The sequence below is a fragment of the Paucibacter sp. PLA-PC-4 genome (genome assembly GCF_026241155.1).
Lineage (GTDB): Bacteria > Pseudomonadota > Gammaproteobacteria > Burkholderiales > Burkholderiaceae_C > Roseateles_E.
Genome location: NZ_JAPFGP010000015.1, coordinates 148,278 through 171,998 on the forward strand (window position 1 = coordinate 148,278; position 23,721 = coordinate 171,998).

At 68.0% G+C, this 23,721-nt stretch carries 22 protein-coding genes; 14 read left to right on the forward strand and 8 right to left on the reverse strand.

Annotation, left to right across the window (positions count from 1 at the left end; translation table 11 throughout):
• Positions 1–6: 6 nt before the first annotated feature.
• Positions 7–729 carry a mobilization protein gene (locus tag OOZ63_RS21620; RefSeq protein ID WP_266007680.1) on the reverse strand — a complete coding sequence of 241 codons (723 nt, stop codon included), beginning with the start codon at positions 727–729 and terminating at the stop codon, positions 7–9.
• 112 nt (positions 730–841) lie between these two features.
• Between OOZ63_RS21620 and OOZ63_RS21625 the strand changes: the two genes are divergently transcribed.
• Positions 842–1,114 carry a hypothetical protein gene (locus OOZ63_RS21625; protein WP_137943821.1) on the forward strand — a complete coding sequence of 91 codons (273 nt, stop codon included), beginning with the start codon at positions 842–844 and terminating at the stop codon, positions 1,112–1,114.
• Between the two features lie 114 nt (positions 1,115–1,228).
• Positions 1,229–7,015, forward strand: coding sequence for a CHAT domain-containing protein (locus tag OOZ63_RS21630; protein ID WP_266007681.1), 5,787 nt, complete (start codon positions 1,229–1,231; stop codon positions 7,013–7,015).
• A gap of 4 nt (positions 7,016–7,019) precedes the next feature.
• Here OOZ63_RS21630 and OOZ63_RS21635 read toward each other — a convergent pair whose 3' ends face one another.
• From OOZ63_RS21635 to OOZ63_RS21645, 3 genes are read right to left on the reverse strand one after another with little or no spacing between them, the layout of a single operon-like run.
• Entirely contained in the window at positions 7,020–7,265 is a 246-nt protein-coding gene (locus OOZ63_RS21635) for a DUF4148 domain-containing protein (protein ID WP_266007683.1), read from the reverse strand.
• A gap of 26 nt (positions 7,266–7,291) precedes the next feature.
• The gene (uraH, locus tag OOZ63_RS21640) at positions 7,292–7,708 is read right to left on the reverse strand and encodes a hydroxyisourate hydrolase (RefSeq protein ID WP_266007684.1); all 417 of its coding nucleotides are present in this window, start codon (positions 7,706–7,708) and stop codon (positions 7,292–7,294) included.
• 38 nt (positions 7,709–7,746) lie between these two features.
• Positions 7,747–8,238, reverse strand: coding sequence for a heme-binding protein (locus tag OOZ63_RS21645; RefSeq protein ID WP_266007685.1), 492 nt, complete (start codon positions 8,236–8,238; stop codon positions 7,747–7,749).
• 139 nt (positions 8,239–8,377) lie between these two features.
• Here OOZ63_RS21645 and OOZ63_RS21650 point away from each other — a divergent pair, with 139 nt between their 5' ends.
• Both OOZ63_RS21650 and OOZ63_RS21655 read left to right on the forward strand, forming a co-directional pair.
• Positions 8,378–9,058 carry a heavy metal response regulator transcription factor gene (locus tag OOZ63_RS21650; protein WP_266007718.1) on the forward strand — a complete coding sequence of 227 codons (681 nt, stop codon included), beginning with the start codon at positions 8,378–8,380 and terminating at the stop codon, positions 9,056–9,058.
• Positions 9,055–10,518 carry a heavy metal sensor histidine kinase gene (locus OOZ63_RS21655; RefSeq protein WP_266007686.1) on the forward strand — a complete coding sequence of 488 codons (1,464 nt, stop codon included), beginning with the start codon at positions 9,055–9,057 and terminating at the stop codon, positions 10,516–10,518. The genes OOZ63_RS21650 and OOZ63_RS21655 overlap by 4 nt, the downstream gene beginning before the upstream one ends.
• Here the strand turns inward: OOZ63_RS21655 and OOZ63_RS21660 are convergent.
• Complete coding sequence (locus OOZ63_RS21660) at positions 10,439–11,359, reverse strand: LysR substrate-binding domain-containing protein (RefSeq protein WP_266007687.1); 921 nt, start codon at positions 11,357–11,359, stop codon at positions 10,439–10,441. The genes OOZ63_RS21655 and OOZ63_RS21660 overlap by 80 nt on opposite strands.
• A 108-nt stretch (positions 11,360–11,467) precedes the next feature.
• On the opposite strand from OOZ63_RS21660, the gene OOZ63_RS21665 reads away from it, so the two are divergent.
• Positions 11,468–11,713: a hypothetical protein gene (locus OOZ63_RS21665; protein ID WP_266007688.1), complete on the forward strand. Its 246-nt coding sequence runs from the start codon at positions 11,468–11,470 to the stop codon at positions 11,711–11,713.
• Positions 11,714–11,720: 7 nt separating this feature from the next.
• Here OOZ63_RS21665 and OOZ63_RS21670 read toward each other — a convergent pair whose 3' ends face one another.
• The 3 genes from OOZ63_RS21670 to OOZ63_RS21680 all read right to left on the reverse strand — a co-directional run bounded on the left by OOZ63_RS21670 (position 11,721) and on the right by OOZ63_RS21680 (position 15,265).
• The gene (locus OOZ63_RS21670) at positions 11,721–12,494 is read right to left on the reverse strand and encodes a hypothetical protein (protein ID WP_266007689.1); all 774 of its coding nucleotides are present in this window, start codon (positions 12,492–12,494) and stop codon (positions 11,721–11,723) included.
• Positions 12,495–12,497: 3 nt separating this feature from the next.
• Positions 12,498–14,537 (reverse strand): SH3 domain-containing protein, encoded by a 2,040-nt coding sequence (locus OOZ63_RS21675; protein ID WP_266007690.1) that lies wholly within the window; start codon positions 14,535–14,537, stop codon positions 12,498–12,500.
• A gap of 77 nt (positions 14,538–14,614) precedes the next feature.
• Entirely contained in the window at positions 14,615–15,265 is a 651-nt protein-coding gene (locus OOZ63_RS21680; protein ID WP_266007691.1) for a DUF1566 domain-containing protein, read from the reverse strand.
• 476 nt (positions 15,266–15,741) lie between these two features.
• Here OOZ63_RS21680 and OOZ63_RS21685 point away from each other — a divergent pair, with 476 nt between their 5' ends.
• From OOZ63_RS21685 to OOZ63_RS21725, 9 genes are read left to right on the forward strand one after another with little or no spacing between them, the layout of a single operon-like run.
• On the forward strand, positions 15,742–16,494 hold the full coding sequence (locus tag OOZ63_RS21685; RefSeq protein WP_266007692.1) for a GntR family transcriptional regulator: 753 nt from the start codon (positions 15,742–15,744) through the stop codon (positions 16,492–16,494).
• Positions 16,491–17,456: an ABC transporter permease gene (locus OOZ63_RS21690; protein WP_266007693.1), complete on the forward strand. Its 966-nt coding sequence runs from the start codon at positions 16,491–16,493 to the stop codon at positions 17,454–17,456. The genes OOZ63_RS21685 and OOZ63_RS21690 overlap by 4 nt, the downstream gene beginning before the upstream one ends.
• A complete protein-coding gene (locus OOZ63_RS21695; protein ID WP_266007694.1) occupies positions 17,453–18,277 on the forward strand; it encodes an ABC transporter permease in 825 nt (274 codons plus the stop codon). The genes OOZ63_RS21690 and OOZ63_RS21695 overlap by 4 nt, the downstream gene beginning before the upstream one ends.
• Positions 18,277–19,251 carry an ABC transporter ATP-binding protein gene (locus tag OOZ63_RS21700; protein WP_266007695.1) on the forward strand — a complete coding sequence of 325 codons (975 nt, stop codon included), beginning with the start codon at positions 18,277–18,279 and terminating at the stop codon, positions 19,249–19,251. The genes OOZ63_RS21695 and OOZ63_RS21700 overlap by 1 nt, the downstream gene beginning before the upstream one ends.
• Positions 19,205–20,263 carry an ABC transporter ATP-binding protein gene (locus OOZ63_RS21705; RefSeq protein WP_266007696.1) on the forward strand — a complete coding sequence of 353 codons (1,059 nt, stop codon included), beginning with the start codon at positions 19,205–19,207 and terminating at the stop codon, positions 20,261–20,263. The genes OOZ63_RS21700 and OOZ63_RS21705 overlap by 47 nt, the downstream gene beginning before the upstream one ends.
• Positions 20,257–21,747: an ABC transporter substrate-binding protein gene (locus OOZ63_RS21710; RefSeq protein WP_266007697.1), complete on the forward strand. Its 1,491-nt coding sequence runs from the start codon at positions 20,257–20,259 to the stop codon at positions 21,745–21,747. The genes OOZ63_RS21705 and OOZ63_RS21710 overlap by 7 nt, the downstream gene beginning before the upstream one ends.
• Complete coding sequence (locus tag OOZ63_RS21715; RefSeq protein WP_266007698.1) at positions 21,744–23,219, forward strand: amidase; 1,476 nt, start codon at positions 21,744–21,746, stop codon at positions 23,217–23,219. Before OOZ63_RS21710 ends, OOZ63_RS21715 begins: the two co-directional genes overlap by 4 nt.
• A gap of 22 nt (positions 23,220–23,241) precedes the next feature.
• On the forward strand, positions 23,242–23,454 hold the full coding sequence (locus tag OOZ63_RS21720) for a hypothetical protein (protein WP_266007699.1): 213 nt from the start codon (positions 23,242–23,244) through the stop codon (positions 23,452–23,454).
• A gap of 52 nt (positions 23,455–23,506) precedes the next feature.
• Positions 23,507–23,668, forward strand: coding sequence for a hypothetical protein (locus tag OOZ63_RS21725; RefSeq protein ID WP_266007700.1), 162 nt, complete (start codon positions 23,507–23,509; stop codon positions 23,666–23,668).
• Positions 23,669–23,721: the final 53 nt, after the last annotated feature.

Below are 23,721 nucleotides of genomic sequence, written 5' to 3' on the forward strand. Positions count from 1 at the left end.
GCAGACTTAGGGCTGCGCCTTGGCCAGCTCCGCATAAGTGTGGTGCAGCCACAGCTTTAGGCGCTGGCGCTCCATCAAGCCCAGGCCGGGGCCGTCGGCGCCGCCGTTCTTGGCGGCCCAAAAGCTGGCGTTGCGTGCGTCGATCTTCTGCACCACGGCATCCTGCAGATGCTTGATGTCGATCACCGTGGCACCCAGGCCTCGCGCTCGCTCCAGCTGCCCCGACTTTTCCAGCTGCGAGAAGTCATGGCCGCGCAGCTGGTTGCGCACCAGCACATAGCGCAGGCGCTGGCCGAAGCGGTCCAGCAGCCGCGCCAGCAGGTCCACCGAGTCGCGGCCGGCGTCCATCACATGCCAGTAGTTCAGAGAGAAGCCCGACATATCGGCCATGTCCAGCACGCCCGAGTCATCCATCCAGGTGACGAGCGGCTCATGCGTCTGCGCCGCCAGGTCTACCAGCACCCGCGTGCCCGGCTGCTCGACGGCGCGCTCGACGATATGGTCCAGCATCTCGTAGCGGTCGACCAGCACCGGCGACGCGTAGTCGCCATAAAAGCGCAACAGCGCGCCATGCGAGCGGTCGGTGTCGAAGCCAATGAAGGGCAGTTGCTGGTCTATGAAGTGCTGGGCCAGCACCCGCGCCACCAGCGACTTGCCGACGCCGCCTTTCTCGCCGCCGATCAGGTGGATCTTGGAGCTGGGGTTCTTGTCTAGCGTGGGCACATCCATGGTGGGTTCCGGGCAGAGCAGAGGGTGGGGCGATTGTGCGACAGGCCGCCGCATCGGGGCATGACGGACAATGGCGGCTGTTTCCTTTCCATAGCAGTAAGCGGGCCCGACCATGAGCATGAAAAAGACCGACCTCGAACGCCACGCGGCGATGAAGCTGGACGGGCAGATGCGCGGCGCCGCCGTGCCCGGACGATTCGGCCAGGGCGCAGCCCAGCTGCCCGACCGCAAGGAGCGCCGCCGCCTCGATGCTGCGGCCGGCCTGGTGCCTTTTGCCTGTAAGCTGCCCTCCGAGCTGACCAAGACCTTGAGCGAGCGCGCCGCTGCCCACCCCGAAGGCATCAACGGCCTGGTGGCCGAGTTGCTGCGCAAGAGCCTGGCCTGATCTGAGTCGATGAAGGGCCTGCGCAACGCTTCCTGAGTTCAGGGGACGCGCAGCCCTGGTCAGCGCCGGGGCTTTGCCTCAGTATGGTGGGCTTGCTTTGTGAGGAGCCGCGCCATGAGCGATACGCCAGCTTGCAGCGACAACCAGACGCCCTTTGATTACTGGAGCCGCGAGCATGTGCGTGAGCTGGCCAGCATCACGCGTGCGAGCCGCAGCGCGGCGCAGGGCGCCAGCGATTTCTCGGCCGAGGACTTCGCCGCCGCCGATGTGCTGAGCGTCGAGTGGGCCGACGGCTCGGTGCTGCATACCGATCCGCGGGCCTTCCTGGCAGGTCTGGATGATCGGGGCGTGCTCGCTACGCGCTCGGCCGCCCGGCCCGGCCGGGTGATGCTGCCTTTCGACCTTGTCGGCGCTGCGGCGCTGACTCGCGGTGCGCCGGGCACGAGTCGGGTGCAGAGCTATGCGCTGGCCCGCCTGACCGAGCCCAGCACCCTGGACCGCGTTTACCAGTTCGGCGCCCTGTTCACCGACGGGCTGGACCGCTGGTTCGGCAGCAGCGACAGCGGTGCCGCCCGCCTGGTGGCAGCCAAGCTCTGCCGCGCCTTTGAGACTGCACAGCTCGATGGCGTCGGCCCCGAGCGCAACGGGGCGCTGTTGCATTGGCGCGCCGGCCGCTGGCAGCTGGCTGAGGCTGTGCCGACGGGCGGGGGGCGCGATGCCGTACTGTTCCTGCACGGCACGGCCTCCAGCACGGCGGGCAGCTTCTCTGGGCTCTGGGAGGGTGAGATGGCCGGCGAGGCCGACTTCCAGGCGCTAGCGCAGCGCTGCGATCTCTATGCTTGGGAGCATCGCACGCTGACCGTCAGCCCGCTGCGCAATGCGGTGGAGCTGCTGCGTGAGCTGGCGCCGCTGCGCGCCGGCCAGCGCCTGCACTTGGTATCGCATTCGCGCGGCGGCATGGTCGGCGATCTGCTGGCGCTGGGCCTGAGCCGGGACCCGAGCGGTGCTTTTCGCCAAGCCTTCGAGCAGGCCTATTCGCCCGATCACCCGGATCGCCCCGAGATCGAACGCCTGCTGCAGGACCAGGTCCCGCCAGCCCCGGCGCTTGAGCTTGGCGTGTTTGTGCGGGTGGCCAGTCCCTCGCGTGGCACTCTGCTGGCCGACCGCCGCACCGATCTGTTCCTGTCTCTGCTGCTGCGTAGCGTTGGCCTGGCCTTCGGCACCAACGGCGTGACAATGTATGAACGGCTCAACGGCTTTGTGCGCTCGCTGGTAGCGGCGCGTGCCGATGCCCGCAGCATCCCGGGGCTGGAGGCGATGATCCCCGGCTCGGCACTGACCCTGGCGCTGAATACCCCTGGCCTGCCCCCGCTGCCCGGGCGGCTGCGCGTAATCGCCGGCGACACCCAAGGCTTGGGCTGGGGCGGGATCTTGAGCCTGGTCGGCGATGTGTTTTACGGCCTGCACGACCATGATTTCGTCGTCCACACCCATTCGATGTTCGGCGGCTTCGCCCGCGCTGATGCCAAGAGCCTGCGCCTGGCCGACAAGACAGTAACGCACCTGAGCTATTTCGAGAGCGCCGCGCTGTCGCGCCAGCCGCTGTTTCTGGCCCTGGATGGCCATGACGAGGGCTTTCGGGCGCTGCAGGAAGACGAGGCCATCACCCGCGGCCTGTTCCAGGCGCTCAAGCCCGACCCGCTGGCACGCCGCAGCGCTGAGCGCTGGCAGGAGTCGCTGAGCGACCCGGCCCAGCGCGGCAAGCCCATCCTGCTTGTCTTGCCTGGCATCATGGGCAGCGAGCTCGGCGAGGTCGGCGGCGCAGCGGTCTGGCTGTCTACCGCCGCGATGGTTAACGGCGCGCTGGCGGCGCTGAACCTCGCCGGCCAACGCCGGCTGCAGCCCACCGGACTGACGCCGCTGGCCTATGAGCGTCTGCTGGTGGCGGCCGCCAAAGACTTCAATGTGCAGGCCTTCGCCTATGACTGGCGCGAGTCGATACCACGCAGCGCCGAGCGCCTGGGGGCGAGGCTCGACGCGCTGCTCCAGCATGCCGAGGCCCAGCAGCTGCCGCTGCATCTGCTGGCCCATTCGATGGGCGGCCTGGTTGCCCGGGCGGCGCTGTTCCACCGCGTCGACGAGCGCGGCATGCTGGTGAACGACGATGCGCGTTGGCAGCGCCTGTGCCGGCGCGGCGGCCGACTGCTGATGCTGGGCACTCCCAATGCCGGCTCATATGCGCCGCTGCAGTTGCTGCTGCGCCAGCACGGCCTGTCCAAGCTGGTGGCTGGCCTGTCGCGTGAGGTCACTGCGGCCGATCTAGCGCGCTGGGGTGCGGGTTTCGAGGGACTGCTGCAGATGCTGCCGCTGGCGCCCGACCCGCAATTCGGCGATCTGCTGCAGCCGGCCGCCTGGCAGGCGCTGCAGCAGTTCGATGCCGCGCTGCCGCTGCCAGAGCCGGCCCTACTGGAGCGGGCGCGGGCCGTACGCGGCGCGCTGCAGCTCTCGTTCGAGCGCCTGGGCAGCGAGCGCACCGAGGGCGTGTTCTACGTCGCCGGGCATGGCCAGACCCCGAGCCGGCTGGCCCTGTTGGGCGAGGGTGGGGCGGGCCAGCGCCTGGCGCTGCTGACTTCGCCGCAGGGCGATGGTACGGTGGGCTGGGACTCCTGCCTGAGCGCCGAGCGCTGCTGGTATGTGCGGGCCAGCCATGGCGATCTGGCCGACCACACGGCCTCGTTCAAGGCCTATTTCGATCTGTTGCAAAACGGGCGCAGCAGCACGCTGTCGCGTCAGCCGCCGCAGACCCGCGCCGGCGCCGAGCCGGCCTTTGTGACGGCCGATCCGCTGGCCCTGCCCAGCCTGCCCGAGGACCCGCTGGCCTATGTGCTTGGCATGACGCAGCGCCTTCCAGCCGCCGCGCTGACGCCGCGGCTGGAGCTGCGGGTCGTGCATGGCAGCCTCGACTACGCACGCTTCCCGCTGATCGTCGGCCACTACCAGCACGACCGCCTTGCTGGCGGCAGCAAGCGGGTGGACGAGAAGCTCGGTGGTCAGTTGCAGCGCCTGCTCGACACTCGGCTGTTCGTCGGCGCTGACCGCACCGCGATGTATCTGCGCCCGCCCAGCGAACAGGGCTGCCCAAGCGCCTACCCCGGTGCCCTGGTCGTCGGCCTGGGCGGGGTCGGCGAGCTGACGCCGGGCAGCCTGGCCGACACGGTGACCCGGGCCGTGCTGCGGTATGCCTTCGAGCATCTGACGCGCGACCCCTGGGTGCCCGCCCAAGGCAAGGTGGTGCTGCGGCTGTCGTCCTTGTTGATCGGCACCCATGTGCAGGCGGTCAGCATCCGCGACAGCCTGGCCGGCGTGCTCAACGGCATCTGGCGCGCCGCTCAGATCGTGCAGAACGAGCAGGCGCTCGGCCGCCAGATCGAGATCGCCGAGATCGAGATCATCGAGATCGAGGAGCAAGCTGCGCTGGAGGCGGCCTACGAGCTTAAGCGCCTGCTTAACCGTGAGGAGTGGCGCGAGCGTGCCTTCTGGGTGGCCCAGCTGCTGGAGACCCGAGATGGTGGGCTGCGCGGCTTCAGGCCGGGCGATAACGAGGGCGTCTGGCAGCGCCTGGCGGTGCGCCAGGATGTCGGCGGCGGCCTCAAGTTCGAGTTGATCGCGGAGCGTGCCCGGGTCGAGTCGACCCGGGTCTATTCCGATGTGGCCAGCCTGAGCGACTACATCGCCCGCGTCAGCGACGAGGGCGCGGTCGGTCGTAGCGACCCTGAGGAAGAGTCGGCAATGGGACGGGTGCTGTTCCAGCTGCTGCTGCCGCAGAACCTGAAAGGCCGACTCAACAACTTCGACAACACCGTGCTGGTGCTGGACGACAAGACCGCCACCTACCCCTGGGAGCTGCTGACCCCGCCCGACGACGGCCTGCAGGGCGACCCGGCGCGGCCCCTGGCGGTGCAGGCCGGCATGGTGCGCCAGCGCGTCACCGACGATTTCCGCAGCCTGCCGCCGCCCGGCCTGGTCGGCTGGCAGGCCCTGGTGGTGGGCGCGCCATGCACGGCCGGCTGGCGCGATGCGCGTGGCGAGCCCTTGGACTTCAAGCCGCTGGCCGGCGCCAAGGAGGAGGCCGAGGGTGTGGCCGAGTGGCTGGGCTGCGATGCCCGGCCCTGGCACGTGCACAAGCTGGTGGGCGAGACGGTGTCTTTCGAGCGGGTGCGCACCGCTTTGCTCGAGCGGCCCTACCGTATCGTCCATTTGGCCGGCCACGGCGTGGTCGACCAATGGGTGTCGGACATCGGCGCCGGCCAAGCCTTGCGCAAGACCGGCATGCTGCTGAGCCACCAGCAAGTGCTGGCGGCCGCCGATGTCGAGCAGATGGACCCGGTGCCGGAGTTCGTCTTCATCAACTGCTGTTATTCGGGCCGCGACGGCACCGAGGCCGAGGTGCTGGGCCAGCGCAACTACCCGCTGCTGGCCTCTAGTCTCGCGCTGCAATTCATCAAGATGGGCGCCAAGGCGGTGGTTGCGGCCGGCTGGCAGGTCAACGATGCCGACGGCCTGCGCTTCGCCCAAACGCTCTACACCGCCTTGCTGAGAGACGGCGCCGATTTCGGCAGTGCTGTGCGTGACGCCCGGGCGTCGATCTACCAGCCCGGCGGCGGCAGCAACACCTGGGGCGCGTACCAGTGCTATGGGGACCCGGCCTGGCGGCTGGAGGGCCTGGCCGGCAGCGGCTATGGCGATTTCAACGGCACCTCGCGGCTGCGCGGCGCCGAGGACTGCATGAGCCATATGGAGCTGTCCGAACGCATTCTGCAGGTGGTCGCAGTAGCTGGCGACAAGCGCTGCTCGGCGCTGCTGAGCCAGCTGAAGACGCTGGAGCTGCGCCTGCGTTCCGATCCGCTGCGCCAGGCCTGGCTGCACAGCTCTCGGGTGCGCGCCGCCTTTGGCGAGGCTTACCGTGAGCTGGGCGCGCACGATGACGCGGTCAAGTGGCTGCAGCTGGGCGCCCGCACCGCCTACTCGCGGCTGCAGCTGCGCCATATCGAGCTGATGGTCAACTCGCTGGCCCGACTCGGCGAGGAGCGGGCCCAGATCATGGGCCGCGACATCCTGGAGCGGCTGGAGGCCATCGACGACCCGCAGCTGCTGTGGCCCGAGCCCGGCGGCATCGGCGGCGCCGCCAGCGCGGCCTCGGAGCGGCGCTGCCTACGCGGCAGCGTGCAGATGCGCCGCGCCGCGCCTGCGCCCGGTCAGGCGCAGGGCTGGAACATTGCGCTGCTTGCTGAGGCGGCGCAGTTCTTCGCTGCCGGCTATGTGGACAAGCTGGCGCCGTTGAACGGACTGGGGCTGCAGGATGCGGCCGGTCGCGATCACGCCGACCGGCGCGCCTTCGCCCTGTCCAACGCGCTGCTGTGCTGGGGCTTGGCCCGCCTGGGTGGCACCGAGCCCCAAGGGGTAGACATGCTGCTGGAGCAGCACTGTGACTGGGAGCGCCAGGTGCGCGATCTGCTCGACGAGATCGAGTCCTTGGGCCTTTCGACCCGTTTCTGGCACTACACCAATACCTTCGAGCTGCTGGTGGCGCGCCAACTGCTGCGCATCGCGCTGGCCGGGCCGAGGGCTGCCGCGGGTGCGCCACCAGCCCCGGCCGATGGTGTGGGCTGCGCGACCCGGCCCGATCTGCAGCGCGCGCTGCAACTGCTGGAAGCGGCCCTGGTGCGATGGCCCTCGCCCAGCGAGATCGAAAGCATCCAGCACCGCTTCCGCGCCATCCTCGCTGTAGGCCAGGCGGCACAGCGCAACGGCGGCCATGGGCCGGCGCTGGACGAGTTGGTCGCGACTGCCGAGCGCGCGCTGAGCCTGCTGGCCGCGCACGAGCGCCGGCACGATGGCTGAGCGCTCAGCGCGAGGCTTTGCTTGCGTCTGGCTTGGCGGCCAGCCTGGTCTGCGCCGGGTAGAGCTGGGGGTGGCGCTGGCGCGGCGTCAGACCGTCTTCGCCGACCGGCAGCGCGCCCTGGATCCGGGCCTCGGCCAGTTCGGCCTTGACCTGGTCGCGGCTCTTGCCAGTGTCGCGGTCCGCCAGGGAGACGTGGCTGAAGGTGGCCAGCAGGCTGGCGGTGCAGAGGGAAATCAGAGTCTTGTTCATGGGTTGCTTTCGTTGTTGCGAGGGGATCAGTTGCCGCGGTAGGTCGAGAAGCCGTAAGGGCTCAGCAGCAGGGGGATGTGATAGTGCTGGCTGGCGTCATCGACCTTGAACACCACCGGCACCTCGGGGAAAAAGGTAGCCTGCTTGCGCTCGGCATAGAACTCGCCGGTGCGGAAGACCACGCGGTACTGGCCGGCACTCCATTGGGCGTGGCTCGGGAAGAAGTCGCGGATGCGTCCCTGGGCGTCAGTCACGGCGCTGCCGAGTTTTGTCCAGCTGCCCTGAGCATGCTGTCGCTCCAAGTCGACCCTCACGCCGGGGCTGGGCTGGCCGCTTTGCAAGTCGAGCACATGCACGCTCAGGGGATTGCTGGCCGCCTGGGCCAGCGTGGCGGCGAGGCCCAGGCTCAGGGCGGCGCCGAGTTTGAAGAGGTGGTGGGTCATGGGTAGTCCTCGTCGGTTGGAGATAGAAAGTGGATGTATCAGGACCGGTCGGCGGCAGTGGTTCCGAAGCCGCCGGCCTTGACGGCGGCCAGCGCGCAGGTCTCGTCGATTTCCGGACCGCCTCCACCGGCCACGGCCACGGCGCCGATCAGGGTGGTGCCCTGCCACAGCGGCAAACCTCCGCCGAGCAGCAGCAGCTCGGGCAACTGGGCCAGATTGACCGTGTCGGGATTGCTACGGGCGTTGCGGCCCAGGGCCAGCGTGCTGCTCTTGGTGGACAGCGCGGTATAGGCCTTGCGGCGCGCCGCCTCCAGGTTGTGCGGGCCGACGCCGGCTCCGCGTTGCAGCAGCAGGCTCTGGGCTCCGGCATCCAGCACGGCCACAGCGATCTCTCGGCCGCTGGCGGCGCAAGACTTGGCGGCGACAGCGGCCATCTGCTGCGCATCGGCCAGCGTCAGCGGCGCTGCGGCGCTCAGGCCGCAGGCGCTCAACAACAGCGTGCTCGTCACGAGCCTGGATTGCTTGTTCACGGTGGGGTCCGGGTGATTGCGAATGCGTTCACTGTAGAAATCGGACGCTGGCCGGACGCTGACCGCGCGATGACAAAGCTGTCATCTACAGCTTTCGCGGTTCAGGCATGCTCGGATGCTGGCAACTCAGGAGAAGGTCTTGCGCATCTTGGTGGTGGAAGACGAGCCCAAGACGGGCGACTATCTGAAGAAGGGCTTGGGCGAGTCGGGCTTTGTGGTCGATGTCGCCAGTGATGGCATCACCGGCGTGCACCTGGCCCAGCAGCAGGGCTACGACCTGATCGTCCTCGACGTAATGCTGCCGGGCATGGATGGCTGGCGTGTGCTGCGCAAGCTGCGCGAGGGCCGCGATACCCGCGCCACGCCGGTGATCTTTCTTACCGCGCGCGATGCGCTGGAAGACCGGGTCCAGGGCCTGGAGCAGGGCGCCGACGACTATTTGATCAAGCCCTTTGCTTTCGCCGAGCTGCTGGCCCGCATCCGCACGCTGCTGCGACGCGGGCCGTTGCGCGAGGAGGAACTGCTGGCCGTTGACGATCTTCAGCTGAACGTGCCGGCCCGCATCGTGAACCGGGCCGGCGAGCGCGTGCATCTGAGCGCGCGAGAGTTCGCGCTGCTGCATCTGCTGATGCGGCGCCAGGGCGAAGTGCTGTCGCGCAGCCAGATCGCTTCGCTGGTATGGGACATGAACTTCGACAGCGACACCAATGTCGTCGATGTCGCGGTGCGGCGGTTGCGACTGCGCATCAGTGACCCGGTGCCAGGCCGGCTAATTCATGCGGTGCGCGGCATGGGTTATGTCTGCGAGCTGCGCTCATGAATCGGCTGCCGCTGTCGTGGCGCCTGGGCCTGCTGTTCGCCTTGATCGTCGCCTTGAGCAGCGGCGCGCTGGGGCTTTACCTCTATGACTCGTTTGCCCGCCAACTGGTGCAGCGCGACGAGATACAGCTGCTTGGCAAGCTGCGCCAGCTGCGCCAGTTGCTGGCCAACACCGCCACGCCGCGCCTGCTGCTGGACCAGCCGCAATACTTGCGTGACACGATGAGCGGTGACAGCAATGCCTATATCCGTGTGCATGACTTGCAAGGCCGCCTGCTGCTGGACATACACCCGGGCCACGAGCACCTGCCTGTGCTGCAGCCGATGGCACCGACGCTGACGCCGGCACGGACGGATATCCGGCGCTGGAACACGCCCGCGGGCGTGCCGGCGGCAGCCGTGGCCGCGCTGTCGCCCCTGGGGGCGAGGTCCGCCGCCGGTGACGGCCCAATGGTGCAGATCCTGGTGGCCCGGCTTTATCAGGAGCGCGCAGCGCTGCTCGCCGACTATCGGCAGCGCATCTGGGCCAGCGCTCTGATTTCCGCTCTGGCTGCCGCCGCGCTGGCGGCCGGGCTGCTGTGGCAAGGCCTGGCCCCACTGCGCCGGCTGGCCCAACAAGCCGGTCAGATCACGGCGCAGCGCCTCTCGACCCGCTTGCCCGAGACTGAGGCACCGCCGGAGATGCGTGGCCTGATCGCCGCCTTCAACGCGATGCTGCTGCGGCTGGAGCAGGGCTTTGCCCAGGTCAACCAATTCGCCGCCGATCTGGCCCATGAGCTGCGCACGCCGGTCGGCAATCTGCTCGGCCAGAGCCAGGTGATGCTGGCACGCCCGCGCAGCGCCGAGGACTACCAGGCGCTGCTGGGCTCGAACATCGAGGAGCTTGAGCGGCTGAGTCGCATGATAGACAGCATGCTGTTCCTGGCCCGTGCGGAGCACAGTGCGGTGGCGCTGCAGCTCCAGGCGCTAGACCCAGCCGAGGAGCTGGCGCGCCAGATTGATTACTTTCAGGACCTGGCAGAGGAACGCGGGCTGCGCCTGGCCACGGCCGTCGTTGGTAGCGAGCCGCTGCAGGCCGACGCCATGCTGCTGCGCCGAGCTCTGGCGAATCTGCTGGCCAATGCCGTACAGCATGCGAAGCCCGGCAGTGAGATTCGGATGGCTGCGCGGCGGTTGCCTGATGCCTGGGAGCTCAGCGTCGACAACAGCGGCGAGCCGCTGCAGGCGGAGCTGCTTGAGCGGCTCTTCGAGCGCTTCTATCGTGCCGATCCGGCGCGCGCCGACTCGGCCCGCTCCAGTGGCTTGGGCCTGGCCATCGTGCGTTCCATCATGACGCTGCACGGCGGCAATGCGACGGTGGTTCAGCCGGCCGCCGGCGACATCAGCTTCCGGCTGTGCTTCCCCGATGCAGCTCCTCCTGCAGCCAGTCCCGCAGCGCCAGCAGCGGGGGCCAGGTCTTGAGGGCCGGTGGGTAGACCAGGTGATAAGGCAGGGCCTGGGCATGGACGATGCTCAGCGGCGAGAGCTGCCGCAGCCGGCCCTCGCGCAGCGCGTCGGCGGCCAGGAGCTCTCGGGCCAGGGCCAGGCCCAGATCCTGCTCGGCCGCCTGCAGCAGTAGGCCTACATCGTTGAACACCGCCACCGGCGTGACCCGGCGCTGCACGCCGGCTGCAGCGAACCAGGACTCCCAGGCCTCGGCATGGCCCAGCAAGGCCTCCTCGCCCAGCCCCTCGGCGGTCAGCGTGGCGCTGCGCCGGCTCAGACCCAGGCGCTTGGCGGCGGCCGGTGAGCCGACCAGTATCAGCGGAACCTGGGTGCCGATCAGCTCTTCCGAGGCCAGGCCTGGCCAGGGGCCGCGGCCATGGCGGATGCCGGCATGAATGCCCTCGCGGGCTAGGTCGATCAGCTGGGGCGAGGCGCTGATTTCCAGCGTCAGGCCGGGATGGCGATGACGCCAGCCCTGCATACGCGGCAGCAGCCAGCGCTGGGCGAAGGAGGGCACCACGCTCAACCGCAGGCTCTGAGCTTGCAGGCCGGCCGCCGCCGCCGCTGCGCTGACGCCGCGGTCCAGCTCGGCCAGGGCTTTGTTGACACTGGCCAGCAAGGCTTCGCCGGCGCTGTTGAGCAGCAGGCGGCGGCCGCGCCGCTCGAACAGCGGGTGGCCCAGCTGCGTCTCCAGCGCCCGCAGCTGGTGGCTCAGCGCGCTGTGCGTCAGATGCAGGGTCTCGGCTGCCGCGCGCAGGTTCTGGGTCTGGGCGATGACGCGGAAAGTCGGCAGGGTATTGAGGGGCAGACGCGTCATTGTGGGCTCTCTGCTGGTTACTTTTATCGACCATATCAGAGAAAAACAATCAATTCCGTTGCCCAGATCGGCGACCTATCCTGGATGCTCGATGACAGGAGCACGACCGTGAACACCCAAGCTTGCACTCCCGGCTGCGTCGGCTTGCCGCAAGGCCCTGCAGCGGCCTCGCCACCAGGCCGGTGGCGGCGCTCGCTGGCCCTGTTGGCCCGCCTCTTTGGTGCCGGCGCGGCGCCGGAGCGGATCGCCGATCTGGACCCGCACATACTGGACGACATCGGCTGCCGCGACCTGGCGCGCTGGCATCGCGACAGCCTAGGCGCGCCGGCCCGCTGCCCGACGGCGTTCTGGTGATCCGCCCTCAGCCGCCGCTGCGCTGCAGCCGGTACTCGCGCAGGCTGTGCTGTAGCGCCTGGCGCCGCGAGCCCTCGGGCAGTTCGGCCAGGAGGGCCTGGAACTGGCCATGGTTGGCCTCGTTGACAAAGGGCAGCAGGTTCTCAGCCACCGTCTGCGCTGCGAACAGGCCGCCCGTGCGCAAGGTGCCCAGCATCAGATCGTCGAGCCCGGCGTTCAGACCGAGCTGCTGCCAGCGGTCCAGCACGGGCAAGGCCTTCTTGAACAGCAGTGCGTCATGGCTGTCGGCCAAGGCCGCAATCACGCTGCCTACGGTCGCTGCGTCGGGCGGCAGCTGGGCCGCGAGCCGCAGCGCTTCGGCCTGCACATGGCCGTCGGGGAAGGCCAGGAAGTCGCGTGCCAGGGCGCCGAGCTCGGCCGGGCTGGCATCCCGCGGCAGGGCCCGCAGCTGGGCCACGATGGCATGGGCGGCGGCGAAGTGGGCACTGCGGCTGTCGGTCTCCGGGAACCCGCAGCTGTCGGCGAAGTAGCAGCGCCTGAGCCGCTGCAGCGCCTGCTGTGGCGTGGGCGGGGAGGCCGGCGTGGCGGCGGGTATGGGCGGGTCGTCCGACCCGAGCACGGCCGTCCCGTCCTGCCAGGGCATCGCCAGCGCCGCAGGCAGCGCGCGGGCGCTCGCGGCAGCCGGCGGCTGGGCCGGCGCAGGGTCTGGCGGCCACCACAGCAGGCCGGCCGACAGGCCCGCTGCGCCCAGACCCAGCCATAGAGCGAGGCGCGAGCCCATGGGCTACTGACCGCTTTGCAGTGGCTGCAGGGCCAGGAACAGGCTGGACGGCCAGCGGTTGGCGTAGCAGCTGGCGCTGTTGCCGGTCTGGGCCAGGCAGGCGGAGGCCAGCACACTGCCGAAGGGGCCGAACACCTCCTGCTCGGTCTGGCCATTGCGCTGCAGCGTCTCCGCGCAGTGGAAGCGGTGGCGCATCGAGCGTTCGGAGCCGCGCGGGCAGTCGAAATTGCCCCGGTAGGCCACGGCGGCGGCGCGGCCCCAGATCTGGGTCTGCAGCGGCCGGCCCTCCATCAGCACGCCGCGAGGCGCGCTGCAGCCGGCACCGCCGCCGCTGGCATGGCACTGGGCCGTGGCGGCCGCACTGAAAGGGCCGTAGGCGCTGGCGCTGCTGACGCAATGGCGCAGGTGGCTGTCGTACTGACTGCCGCTCGGGCAGTGCTGGGCCTTGAACAGGCCGGCCGGCGGCGTGGTCGGCTTGGTCCAGCTGGCCAGGGTATTGGCCGGATAGACATTGCCGGCATTGATCCAGCCGTCCTGGCCATTGGAATTGACAAGGTAGTAGAGATTGTTCAGCGAACCGATCGCATAGACCTCCTTGACCTGCAGCTTGGTGCCGCGCGGCAGCGAGCCGCGCAACAGGCCGGCCGGTGTGTCGCGCATATTCAGATTGCTGGTGGTTGCGACCTCGACCCAGTCGCCTGGATAGGGCAGCAAGGCACTGGCGCCCGCCGCCGGCACGGCCCAGCTGGCGATGCCGGCATGGCTGTCGCGGTCGCCGGCATAGATCCAGCCATCGAGTTCGCCGTGCTTGACGCGGTAATAGCGCTGCTGGGCCTGGGCGTCGCGCAGCTCGAAGTCGAGCAGCTGGTGGGTGCCTGCGGGCAGGGTGGCGATGACAGCGCCGTCCACCGCGCCTCGCAGCGGCTGTGGCGCAATGGTGGCGAAGCTCGCACCGATCGACAGCAGGCCCGGCACGCTGGCCCGGCAGAGCTGGTTGCGGTTGTAGTCGCGGCGTTTCTTGGCATTGATCTCGTAGCCATAGACCGTCAGCGCCTGGCTGCTGTCGAAGCTGGCGAAGGCGCTGAGACAGACCGCATCGCGCAGCGCATCGATGCAGTGCACGGTGTGTCCATCATAGACGCAGGCGCCGCTGCCTACCTTGAGCAGCTTCCCCGACCAGTCGCCGCCCGAGCTGGGCAGCGGGCATTGGCTGCCCATGTCCAGCAGGCAGGCCACATCGATGGCAGCTGGCTTGAGTTTGTCGTTGACATCTGCCTCCCAGTACTTCTTGACATAGCTGTCCAGATAGCCGTTGTCCTTGGCGGCATTGGCATCGGCAGCGTTCTGCCAGCGGCAGATGCGGGTCGGGCCGCCGTTGTAGGCGGACCAGGCCGAGCGCGCGCGGTCGCGCCAGTAGCTGTCGTCTATGGCGCGTCCGGCCAGGCAGCTGGCCGGCGCCTTCTTCCAGGCGTCGTAGTAGATCTCGATCGAGTAGGCAAAGTTCTGCATCAAGTTCCAGCCCTTGCCCTCGGAGACCGGCACGAAGTGGTAGCGGTCGTCGAGCTGCATCATGCCGTGGCCGTGGCCGGAGTCGCCGCGCATCATCTTCAGCTTGAAGGGCAGGCCGGCGCCGAGCTGGGCATCACGGTAGTGCGACCAAAAGCTCTCCTGGCGCAGCAACGCGAACACCCCCCACTGGAAGGCGGCCTTCTCGGCCGGGTCGACATCGGGCTTGCGCAGCGTCAGATAGCGGTCGGTGGCCTCGCGCACCACCGCATAGAGCTCCTGCATATAGCGCTTTTGCTCGGTGCTGCGGGTCTGTGCATCGTCGAAGATCACCGGGCCGTAGTTGCCGCGCACAAAGCTGTCAGGGCCGAAGGTGGCACCATCGCAGCCACTAGGTGCGCGCCCATGGCTCCAGGTGCCGCCGACCTTGTTGTCGCACAGCCAGTCATTGGGGGTCGGGTTTTGGGCGCGGGCCGCGCCGCCGGCCAGCAGGCCGCAACTCAGGGCCAGCCAGGCCATCCATTTCTTTGCAGTCATCGAGAATCTCCCAGGGACATGCGGGGGGGGGGGGATCGCCGCCAGGCTGGCGATCCGTGCAGGGTCTTTCGTGGCGCTCAGACGGGGCGTGAGCGCCGCCGCCAGGCCAGCGCGGACAAACCCGCCGCGAGCAGCAGTGCGGAGCCCGGCTCGGGCACGGCAGCGACATTGCCCTCATGCACCGCCCAGGCGTAATACTCGGCCGCCATCGGCGAGATACCCTGGTCGCCGAAGGCAGTGAAGAAATGGAACGCCTGGTCGGCAAAACTACCCGAGGCACTGCCGCTCCAATAGGCCGAGCTTTGCAGATTGATAAAAGGCCCGCTGTTGACCAGGCCAGCCTCGGCGGTATTTCCGAGATTGACGTAGAACATGTATCCCAGCTCTGAATGCAGGCCCGAGATATTGATGCCGCTGTCGCTGGAACCGTCGTCCGAATACTCGAAATTGAAGCCGTTGCCGTCCACCGGCCGCACGCTCGGCAGACGCCAGCCGGTGGCGCCACCAACGCTCAGACTGGCGGCCCAGTCGCGGGCCTGCTCCCAGCTCATCAGGCCGGTCTCGCTGTGGCCGCTGGTGTGGGCGTGGTTGGCGTCGACAAGCCAGGTCAGATTGGCGATATCGTCGTACACCATGCCGTTGCCATAATCGATCAGCGCGGCTTGCGCGAGGCCGCCCAGCGTGATGCCAAGAGCGAGTAGGGCGGGTTTTCGGAGTGTCTTGATCATCTTCAGATCCCTGTGCTGAAAAGCGGCCTGCCAGAGCTCCGCGACACCTCTGTAATGACCAGGGTGTGGTGATTGAATAGGCGGCGGCCGGCGGGGTTGCCAGTATGTGCAAAACCAGGTTGCGCTGTTTTCTGCAAACTGCTGGTCAGCGATTGGTATTTGCTGAACTGATGTTGTCAGGCGCGCTGCCGCCAACGCCTAGGGCTAACCTGGGGTGGGATTCACTTTTTGGCGGCGGGATATGAGGTTTTGATATGTGATGTCAGAGAATCATCCCCAGAACTAGGGAGGCGGCCAGGGCCCCCGCGTGGCAAACCCGGGCTCCGGGTCTGCGGTCCAGCCGTGCCTGTGTTTTTGAGCTTGCCTGGGAAAACCCCCTGTCTGTACTTTGTATCCAGAGTCCAATTGGCGACCGGCGGGCGGGCCGACTCAGGTCAAAATGGCGGCTGTTGTAGCCAGAGACAGCGGTGCGGTCGATGAATCTTGTGAGCGGCGGGGAAGCCCCGCAAGCATTTGAGTGGCAGAGCCGCGTGCGTCTGGTCGACGAGGTCGCGCGGGTGCTGCGCCAGCGCATCTACACCGGCTTCTACCCTCCCGGCGAGTTGCTGCGCCAGGTGCAGCTGTCGGAAGACCTGAAGGTCAGCCGCACACCGCTGCGCGAGGCGCTGCGCATGCTGCAGAGCGAGGGCCTGGTTGAGGCCGATGGGGTACGCGGCGTCAGCGTCGCGCGCGCCGACCGGCGCCGGCTGCTGGATGCCTACACGATGCGCGAGATGCTGGACGGCCTGGCCGCGCGCCAGGCCGCCGAGCGCGGTGCCGAACGTGCGCATGCGCTGCTCGATCCGATGATCGCCGCCCAGCGCGGCACCTTGGAGCCCTGGTCGCCGGCCGACTACACCCGCTTCAATGTGGACTTCCACTCGGCCATCATCGCGCTGGCCGACAACGAGTTCCTCAATGCCCAGCTGGCCCTGGTGCGTAAGACCTCTCAGGTGTTTGCGCCGGCCGTGCTGATCAGCCATGAGCGCGCCGGTCCGGCCATCGCGGAGCACGAGCGCATCGTTGCGGCGATTGCCTCGGGCGATGGCGACGTCGCCGAGCGCCTGGGCCGCGCGCATATCCACGAAACGATTCTGTGCCTGAAGCGCGAGCTGCAGGGCGAGTCTGGCTGTGCAGGTACGGTTGCGGTGCCACCTGCCGTGATCGGGCATCGTCGTCCAACCGCATGAGCCTCTTCCTGCTCAAGCGGATTGCGACCCTGATCGCCACCCTGCTGGCGGCCTCGCTGCTGGTGTTCGGTGTACTGGAAGTGCTGCCCGGCAACGCGGCCCAGCTCCTGATGGGGCCGGACGCCGCGCCCGAGGCGGTGGCCGCGTTGGCCGCGAAGCTGGGCCTGAATGACAGTGCGTGGAGTCGCTATGGGGACTGGATGGCGGGACTGCTGCTGCGCGGCGATATGGGCCTGTCCTATGCCTACAGCACGCCGGTGGCCGAGCTGATCGCCGAGCGCCTGGCGCTGACCGTACCACTGGCGCTGGTTGCGATGGCACTGACCACGGGGATTGCGCTGTCGGCCGGTGTCTTTGCCGCGGCGCGTCACAACCGGGCCGGCGATATCGGCATCATGGGCTTGAGCCAGCTGGGCATCGCGGTGCCGAATTTCTGGTTCGCGATCCTGCTGATCCTTCTGTTCTCTGTCCACCTGCAATGGCTCCCGGCGGGTGGCTTCCCCGGCTGGCGCGAGGATGATGGCGGTGGCTTCTGGCCGGCGCTGCAGGCCCTGCTGCTGCCGGCCGCCTCCCTTGCCGTGGTGCAGGCGGCCATCCTGGCGCGCATTACCCGCTCGGCGATGTTGGAGGTCTTGCGCGAGGACTTTGTCCGCAGCGCCCGCGCCAAGGGCCTGAGCCGGCGCGGCGCACTGTGGGGTCATGCCTTGCGCAACGCGATGATCCCGGTGCTGACCGTGATGGGGCTGCAGTTCGCCAATCTGCTGGCCGGCACCATCGTGGTCGAGAACGTCTTCTATCTGCCGGGCTTGGGCCGGCTGATCTTCCAGGCCATCGCCAACCGCGACTTGATCGTGGTGCGCAATGCGGTGCTGCTGCTAGCGGTCATGGTCATCGTCGTGAACTTCGTTGTCGACGTGCTCTATGCCTGGATCGATCCGCGTATCAAGGCGAACGATCTATGAGGGGCGCGCTGAAACATCCGAGCCTGGTGCTTGGTGGCGTGCTGAGCCTGTTGCTGCTGCTGGCGGCACTGCTGTCCTTGGTCTGGACACCCTGGCCGCCCTACGAGATCGACATCCCGGCCAAGCTGCAGGCGCCTAGCGCGGCCCACTGGCTGGGCACCGACGCGCTGGGCCGCGACATCGCCAGCCTGCTGCTGCTGGGCGCGCGCAACTCCATCCTGGTGGGCGTGATCGCGGTGGGCATCGGCCTGACCGCGGGCACGCTGCTGGGCCTGTGGGCGGCGGCGCGGCGCGGCTGGGTCGAGGAGGCGGTGATGCGCTTCGCCGACTTCAGTTTTGCTTTCCCGGCCATCCTGCTGGCCATCATGATGACGGCGGTGTTCGGCCCCGGCATCGTCAACGCCATCATCGCGATCGGCATCCACAACATCCCGACCTTTGCCCGCATCAGCCGCGCCAGCGCCAAGGCGCAGTGGGCGCGCGACTATGTGCTGGCCGCGCGCGCCTGCGGCAAGGGCGCCTGGCGCATCAGCGTCGAGCATGTGCTGCCCAATATCGCCTCGGTGCTGATCGTGCAGGCGACCATCCAGTTCGCGCTGGCGATACTCGCCGAGGCGGCGCTGTCTTATCTGGGTCTGGGCACCCAGCCGCCCGAGCCCAGCTGGGGCCGCATGCTGGCCGAGGCGCAGACGCTGATGTTCCAGGCGCCGCTGCTGGCGGTTTTCCCCGGTCTGGCCATCATGGCCGCGGTACTGGGACTGAATCTGCTGGGCGACGGGCTGCGCGATCTGCTCGACCCAAAGCTTGCAAGGGCGCGCTGATGCTGGAAGTCAAAGACCTGCGCGTGCTGCTGCAGACCCGGCGCGGCCCGGCCGAGGCGGTGCGTGGCCTGAGCTTCGAGCTGGCGCGTGGTGAAACGCTGGGCCTGATCGGCGAATCGGGCTGCGGCAAGTCGCTGACGGCACTGGCCCTGATGGGCTTGCTGCCCGAAAACGCCCAGGTCAGCGGCCACATCCGCTTTCAGGGTCAGGACTTGCTGGCGCTGAGCGATAGGCAACGCAGCACACTGCGCGGAAACCGCATGGCCATGGTGTTCCAGGAGCCGATGATGGCACTGAACCCGCTGCACCGCATCGGCGCCCAGGTGGCGGAGCCGCTGCGCCTGCATCGCGGCTGGAGCGCGGCTCGGGCGCAGGCCGAGGCCCAACGCTTGCTTGAGCGGGTCGGCCTGCCCGATGCGAGGCGGCGCGCCCAGGCCTATCCTCACGAGCTGTCCGGTGGGCAGCGCCAGCGGGTGAGCATCGCGATGGCGCTGGCCTGCGAGCCCGACCTGCTGATCGCCGACGAGCCGACCACCGCGCTGGACTTGACGATACAGGGCCAGATCCTGGACCTCCTGGCCGAGCTGGTCGAGGAGCGCGGCATGGGTCTAATCCTGATCTCGCACGACCTCGGCGTGATCGCCGAGAACGTGCGGCAGATGCTGGTGATGTACGGCGGCAGCGTGGTCGAGCGCGGGCCGACCGAGGCGGTGTTCGCGCGCCTCGGCCACCCGTACACCCAGGGGCTGTTCGCGGCCCGACCACGGCTGGGCATGGCGCGCGGCGCGCGACTGCAGACGATTGCTGGCAGCGTGCCGGAGTTGGCGGACCTGCCGTCAGGCTGTCCCTTTAGTGCCCGCTGCCGGCTGGCGACACCCGAGTGCTGGAGGACCCGCCCGCCGGCGCTGCTGATGGCGCAGGCCGGGCATGAAGTCAGCTGCCTGCATCTGGAGGAGGCGCTGCGTGGCTTATGAGACGCTGCTGAAAGTGCAAGACCTGCACCGGCACTACACCTTGCCGCGCGAGCGCCTGTTTGCGCCAGCGCCGAGCTTACATGCGCTGCGCGGCGTCAGCTTCGAGCTGGCGGCCGGCCAGTCGCTGGGTGTGGTCGGCGAGTCCGGGTCGGGCAAGAGCACCCTGGCGCGGGCTGTGATGGCGCTAGAGACACCAGACCAGGGTCGGGTCTGGCTGAAGGGACAGGACTTGCATGCGCTGCCGGCGGCCGAGCTGAGGGCGGCGCGGCGCGACTTCCAGATGGTGTTTCAGGACCCCTATGGCTCGCTGGACCCGCGCCGCAAGGTCGGTCGCATCGTCGCCGAGCCATTGGCGTCGCTGACAGCCACGGGGCCGGCCGAGCAGCGCGAGCGGGTGCTCGATAGCTTGGTGGCCGTCGGCCTGCGCGAGGCCGATCTGGACAAGTATCCGCACGAATTCTCCGGCGGCCAGCGCCAACGCATCGCGATTGCGCGCGCGCTAGTGACGCGGCCGCAACTGATCGTCGCCGACGAGCCGGTCAGCGCGCTCGATGTCTCGGTGCAGGCACAGGTTCTGAACCTGCTGCAGGAGCTGCGCGAGCGCTACGGGCTTTCTTACTTGCTCATCAGCCACGACCTGTCTGTGGTCGACCATGTCTGCGACCAGCTGATCGTTCTCTACCAGGGCCGGGTGGTCGAGCAGGGTAGTCCCGAAGCGCTGTTCCGCCTGGCCGCGCACCCCTATACGCAGGCCTTGCTGGACGCGGTGCCGCGCACGCGGCCGACGGGTCAGCGGAGGCGCTGCAGGTCGGCCGTCTTACAGATACAGTCACAGTCGATAGCAAGACCTGGCACCGGCTGCGATTTCGCAACGCGCTGCCCGCATGCGAGCCCACGCTGCGTGGCCGAGCTGCCGCCGCTGCGCGAACTGGGGGCAGGGCAGCGCGCGGCATGCCATCATGCCGAGCGGATTTTGCAAACCCGGGTTGTAGGGGAGGATTCCAGATGTTGATGAAGCAATTGATACTGGCTACGAGCCTGGCCGCGCTTGGGCTGCTGTGTGCGAGCGCCCAGGCGCAGGCCAGGAAGGACGGTCTGGTGCTGGCGATGACTCTGGAGCCGCCGGGCTTGGATCCGACCGCCGGTGCGGCCTCGGCGATTGCCGAGATCGTCCAGTACAACATCTTCGAGACCCTGAGCAAGATCGGTCCGGACGGCAAGGTCACCCCGCTGCTGGCAGAGAGCTGGGAGGTCTCGCCGGACTTGAAGACCTATACCTTCAAGCTCAGGCGCGGCATTAAGTTCCAGAACGGCGAGCCTTTCGATGCGGCTGCCGTGAAGTTCAGCTTCGAGCGTGCGGCCGACGAGAAAAGCGTCAACAAGGACAAGCGCCTGTTCGCCGCCATCGACTTCATCGCTACGCCCGATCCGCACACCGTGGTGATAGGTCTGAAGACCATAGAGCCCGATTTCCTGTTCCTGATCGGTCAGGCCACGGCCATCATCGTCGAGCCCAAGAGTGCCCAGAGCAATGCCATCCGGCCGGTCGGCACCGGGCCTTACAAGCTGGAGAACTGGGCCAAGGGTTCGGCCGTCACCCTGACGCGCTGGGACGGCCACCGCGCCGCGTCTCAGCTCAAGATCCGCCGTGTCAGCTTCCGCTTCATCAGCGACCCGGCCGCCCAGGTGGCGGCCCTGTTGTCGGGTGACGTCGATGCCTTCCCGCGTGTGGCCGCAGCGCGCAGTCTGGGCCAGTTCAGTAGCGACAAGCGCTTCCAGGTCATCAAGGCCGGTTCTCGGGCCAAGACCATCCTGGCGATCAACAACAAGAAGAAGCCGCTGGACGATGTTCGGGTGCGCCGAGCGATTGCCGCCGCGCTGGATCGCAAGTCCATCATCGAGGCGGCTGCCGATGGCTTCGGCGTGCCCATCGGCAGCCACTACGTGCCCGGCGCGCTGGGCTATGTGGACACGACTGGCCTCAATCCTTTCGATCCCAACAAGGCCCGCGCGCTGCTGAAGGAGGCGGGCGTGGTGACGCCGCTGGAGCTGAGTCTGAAGCTGCCGCCGACGCCCTATGCGCGCCAGGGTGGCGAGGTGGTCGCGGCCCAGCTGGCCAAGGTGGGCATCGTCGCGAAGATAGAGAACATCGAGTGGGCGCAGTGGCTGTCGAGTGTCTACACCAACAAGCAGTACGACCTGAGCCTGATCAGCCATGTCGAACCCTTTGATCTGAACAATTACGCCAAGCCCGGCTATTACTGGGGCTATGAGAACCCGGCGTTTGCCAGGCTGCTGGAGCGCATCAACAACACGCCGCGAGAGGGCGAGCGCGCCAAGCTGCTGGGCGAGGCCCAGCGCGTGCTGGCGCAGGACGCGGTCAACGCCTACCTGTACCAGCCGGTCTGGCTGACAGTGGCCAAGCGTCAGCTCAAGGGCTTGTGGACAGACATGCCGGTCTTCGTCAACGATGTGTCGGCGCTGAGCTGGGAATGAGCAAGGACCCGCTGCATGCGCTGAGCGCCCTCGAGCTGCTGGATGGGTACCGCCGCCGCGCTTTCTCACCGGTCGAGGTCACGCAATCGGTGCTGGCTCATATTGCGCGCTGGGAGCCGCAGCTCAGCGCGCTGTACGCATTGGCACCCGAGGCTGCGCTGGAACAGGCCCGGGCGTCCGAGGCGCGCTGGCTGAAGGGCGAGGCGCTGGCGCTGGACGGCGTGCCGCTGACGTTGAAGGAGAACATCGCGACACGCGGCACGCCGATGCCGCTGGGCACGGCCGCCACGGTGCTGAGCCCAGTCACCGAGGATGCGCCGCCTGCGGCCCGGATGCGCGAGGCCGGCGCCGTGCTGCTGGCCAAGACCACGATGCCGGACTACGGCATGCTCAGCTCGGGGCTTTCGAGTTTTCATCCACTGACCCGCAATCCTTGGAACCTGGACTGCAACCCGGGTGGCTCCAGCGCCGGTGCGGCCGCAGCGGCTGCGGCCGGCTATGGCCCGCTACATCTGGGTACCGACATCGGCGGCTCGCTGCGCCTGCCTGCGTCCTGGTGCGGCATCTTCACCTTGAAGCCGAGCCTGGGTCGCATCCCGATCAAACCGCCGTTTGCCGGCCGAGTCGCTGGACCGATGACGCGCACGGTGACCGACTCCGCTCTGATGATGGCCGCGCTGGCCAGCCCCGATTGGCGCGACACGATGAGCTTGCCCGCGCAGGACATCGAGTGGATGAATCTGGACCGCGAGCTCAAAGGCCTGCGCATCGGCCTGATGTTGAACGCAGGCTGGGGCCTCGATGTCGAGCCCGAGACACGAGCAGCCGTCGAGGCCGCCGCGCGGCTGTTCGAGGACGCCGGCGCCCTGGTCCAGCCGCTGCCTGGTTTCAGCACGCGCTCGATGATTGATGGCCTCGATAAGTTCTGGCGCATGCGCTCCTGGCTGGATATCTCGGCATTGCCGCCGGAGCGCCAGGTGCTGGTCCTGCCCTACATTCGCGAATGGGTGTCTACCGGCGGCGATTTGAGCGCCTCCGAGCTGTTCCACGGCTACAGCCAGATGGCAGCGTTCCGCGAGGCGGCCGTCGCTGCCTGCCAGCCCTATGACTTTGTGCTGTCGCCGGTCAGCCCGGTGCCGGCCTTCCCGGCCGAATGGGCCAGCCCGATCAACGACCCGCAGCGCCCCTTCGAGCACATCGCATTCACCTTGCCCTACAACATGAGCGAGCAGCCGGCAGCCTCAATCAACTGCGGCTACACCCAGGCCGGCCTGCCGATCGGCCTGCAGATCATCGGCAGGCGTTTCGACGACCTGGGCGTGCTGCAAGTGTCGCGGGCGTTTGAGAAAATGCGGCCTGCGCAGCGCGGCTGGCCGCAGCCGCCTGATGCCTTGGCTGTCGATCAGGCCGAAGAGGTGCCGCTGATCCGCCGCTCCAAGCCGATGGCGAATCGGGGGCGGGCGGGCTATTGATGAAGGTGCGGGAGCGCCGTGAATGAGTGAGGGGTCATCACTTGCCAAGCTGGTGTGGGCATTGCTGTTCCTGCCGGCTACCTGCTGCGTGATCTGGGCCGTTCGCCGCCGCTTACCTACCGAACATGGGGTGCGCAAGTTCGTGCAGAAGCATGGCGCTATGAAGTTGGCGTATTGGGGGCTGTTCATCTGCTGGGCGATGGCAGGCTCCATGCTGGCGCTGCTCTACCCCTGAATGCTCCTACCATGTTCGTGAACCACATCTGGCTCTGGGCTTCAAGCTCCTGTTGTCCCTGTCGCTGTTGGCGGCCCTGCTAGGCTTCATCGTTGCTGTGCCGCAGGCCTTGGCAGATCCGCAGGTGTGGGGCCTGTCGTCGATCTTGCTTTTGCTGGCCGCGCTGCCCTGGGTCTTTTTCGAGCGTCCAAGCCGGGGAGCTCAGCCTGTGTAGCATCGTCTTTGGGCTCGTTGCGGGATTGACTGCCTCTGCCCGCGATCGCGGTC

Bases quoted from the DNA above. Each gene is read 5' to 3' on its own strand.
- OOZ63_RS21715 (WP_266007698.1), top strand. From the start codon at position 21,744: ATGAGCAAGGACCCGCTGCATGCGCTGAGCGCCCTCGAGCTGCTGGAT.
- OOZ63_RS21655 (WP_266007686.1), top strand. From the start codon at position 9,055: ATGAATCGGCTGCCGCTGTCGTGGCGCCTGGGCCTGCTGTTCGCCTTG.
- OOZ63_RS21700 (WP_266007695.1), top strand. From the start codon at position 18,277: ATGCTGGAAGTCAAAGACCTGCGCGTGCTGCTGCAGACCCGGCGCGGC.
- OOZ63_RS21635 (WP_266007683.1), bottom strand. From the start codon at position 7,265: ATGAACAAGACTCTGATTTCCCTCTGCACCGCCAGCCTGCTGGCCACC.
- OOZ63_RS21705 (WP_266007696.1), top strand. From the start codon at position 19,205: ATGAAGTCAGCTGCCTGCATCTGGAGGAGGCGCTGCGTGGCTTATGAG.
- OOZ63_RS21620 (WP_266007680.1), bottom strand. From the start codon at position 729: ATGGATGTGCCCACGCTAGACAAGAACCCCAGCTCCAAGATCCACCTG.
- OOZ63_RS21690 (WP_266007693.1), top strand. From the start codon at position 16,491: ATGAGCCTCTTCCTGCTCAAGCGGATTGCGACCCTGATCGCCACCCTG.
- OOZ63_RS21680 (WP_266007691.1), bottom strand. From the start codon at position 15,265: ATGATCAAGACACTCCGAAAACCCGCCCTACTCGCTCTTGGCATCACG.
- OOZ63_RS21670 (WP_266007689.1), bottom strand. From the start codon at position 12,494: ATGGGCTCGCGCCTCGCTCTATGGCTGGGTCTGGGCGCAGCGGGCCTG.
- OOZ63_RS21710 (WP_266007697.1), top strand. From the start codon at position 20,257: ATGTTGATGAAGCAATTGATACTGGCTACGAGCCTGGCCGCGCTTGGG.
- OOZ63_RS21660 (WP_266007687.1), bottom strand. From the start codon at position 11,359: ATGACGCGTCTGCCCCTCAATACCCTGCCGACTTTCCGCGTCATCGCC.
- OOZ63_RS21695 (WP_266007694.1), top strand. From the start codon at position 17,453: ATGAGGGGCGCGCTGAAACATCCGAGCCTGGTGCTTGGTGGCGTGCTG.
- OOZ63_RS21625 (WP_137943821.1), top strand. From the start codon at position 842: ATGAGCATGAAAAAGACCGACCTCGAACGCCACGCGGCGATGAAGCTG.
- OOZ63_RS21720 (WP_266007699.1), top strand. From the start codon at position 23,242: ATGAGTGAGGGGTCATCACTTGCCAAGCTGGTGTGGGCATTGCTGTTC.
- OOZ63_RS21685 (WP_266007692.1), top strand. From the start codon at position 15,742: ATGAATCTTGTGAGCGGCGGGGAAGCCCCGCAAGCATTTGAGTGGCAG.
- OOZ63_RS21630 (WP_266007681.1), top strand. From the start codon at position 1,229: ATGAGCGATACGCCAGCTTGCAGCGACAACCAGACGCCCTTTGATTAC.
- uraH (WP_266007684.1), bottom strand. From the start codon at position 7,708: ATGACCCACCACCTCTTCAAACTCGGCGCCGCCCTGAGCCTGGGCCTC.
- OOZ63_RS21675 (WP_266007690.1), bottom strand. From the start codon at position 14,537: ATGACTGCAAAGAAATGGATGGCCTGGCTGGCCCTGAGTTGCGGCCTG.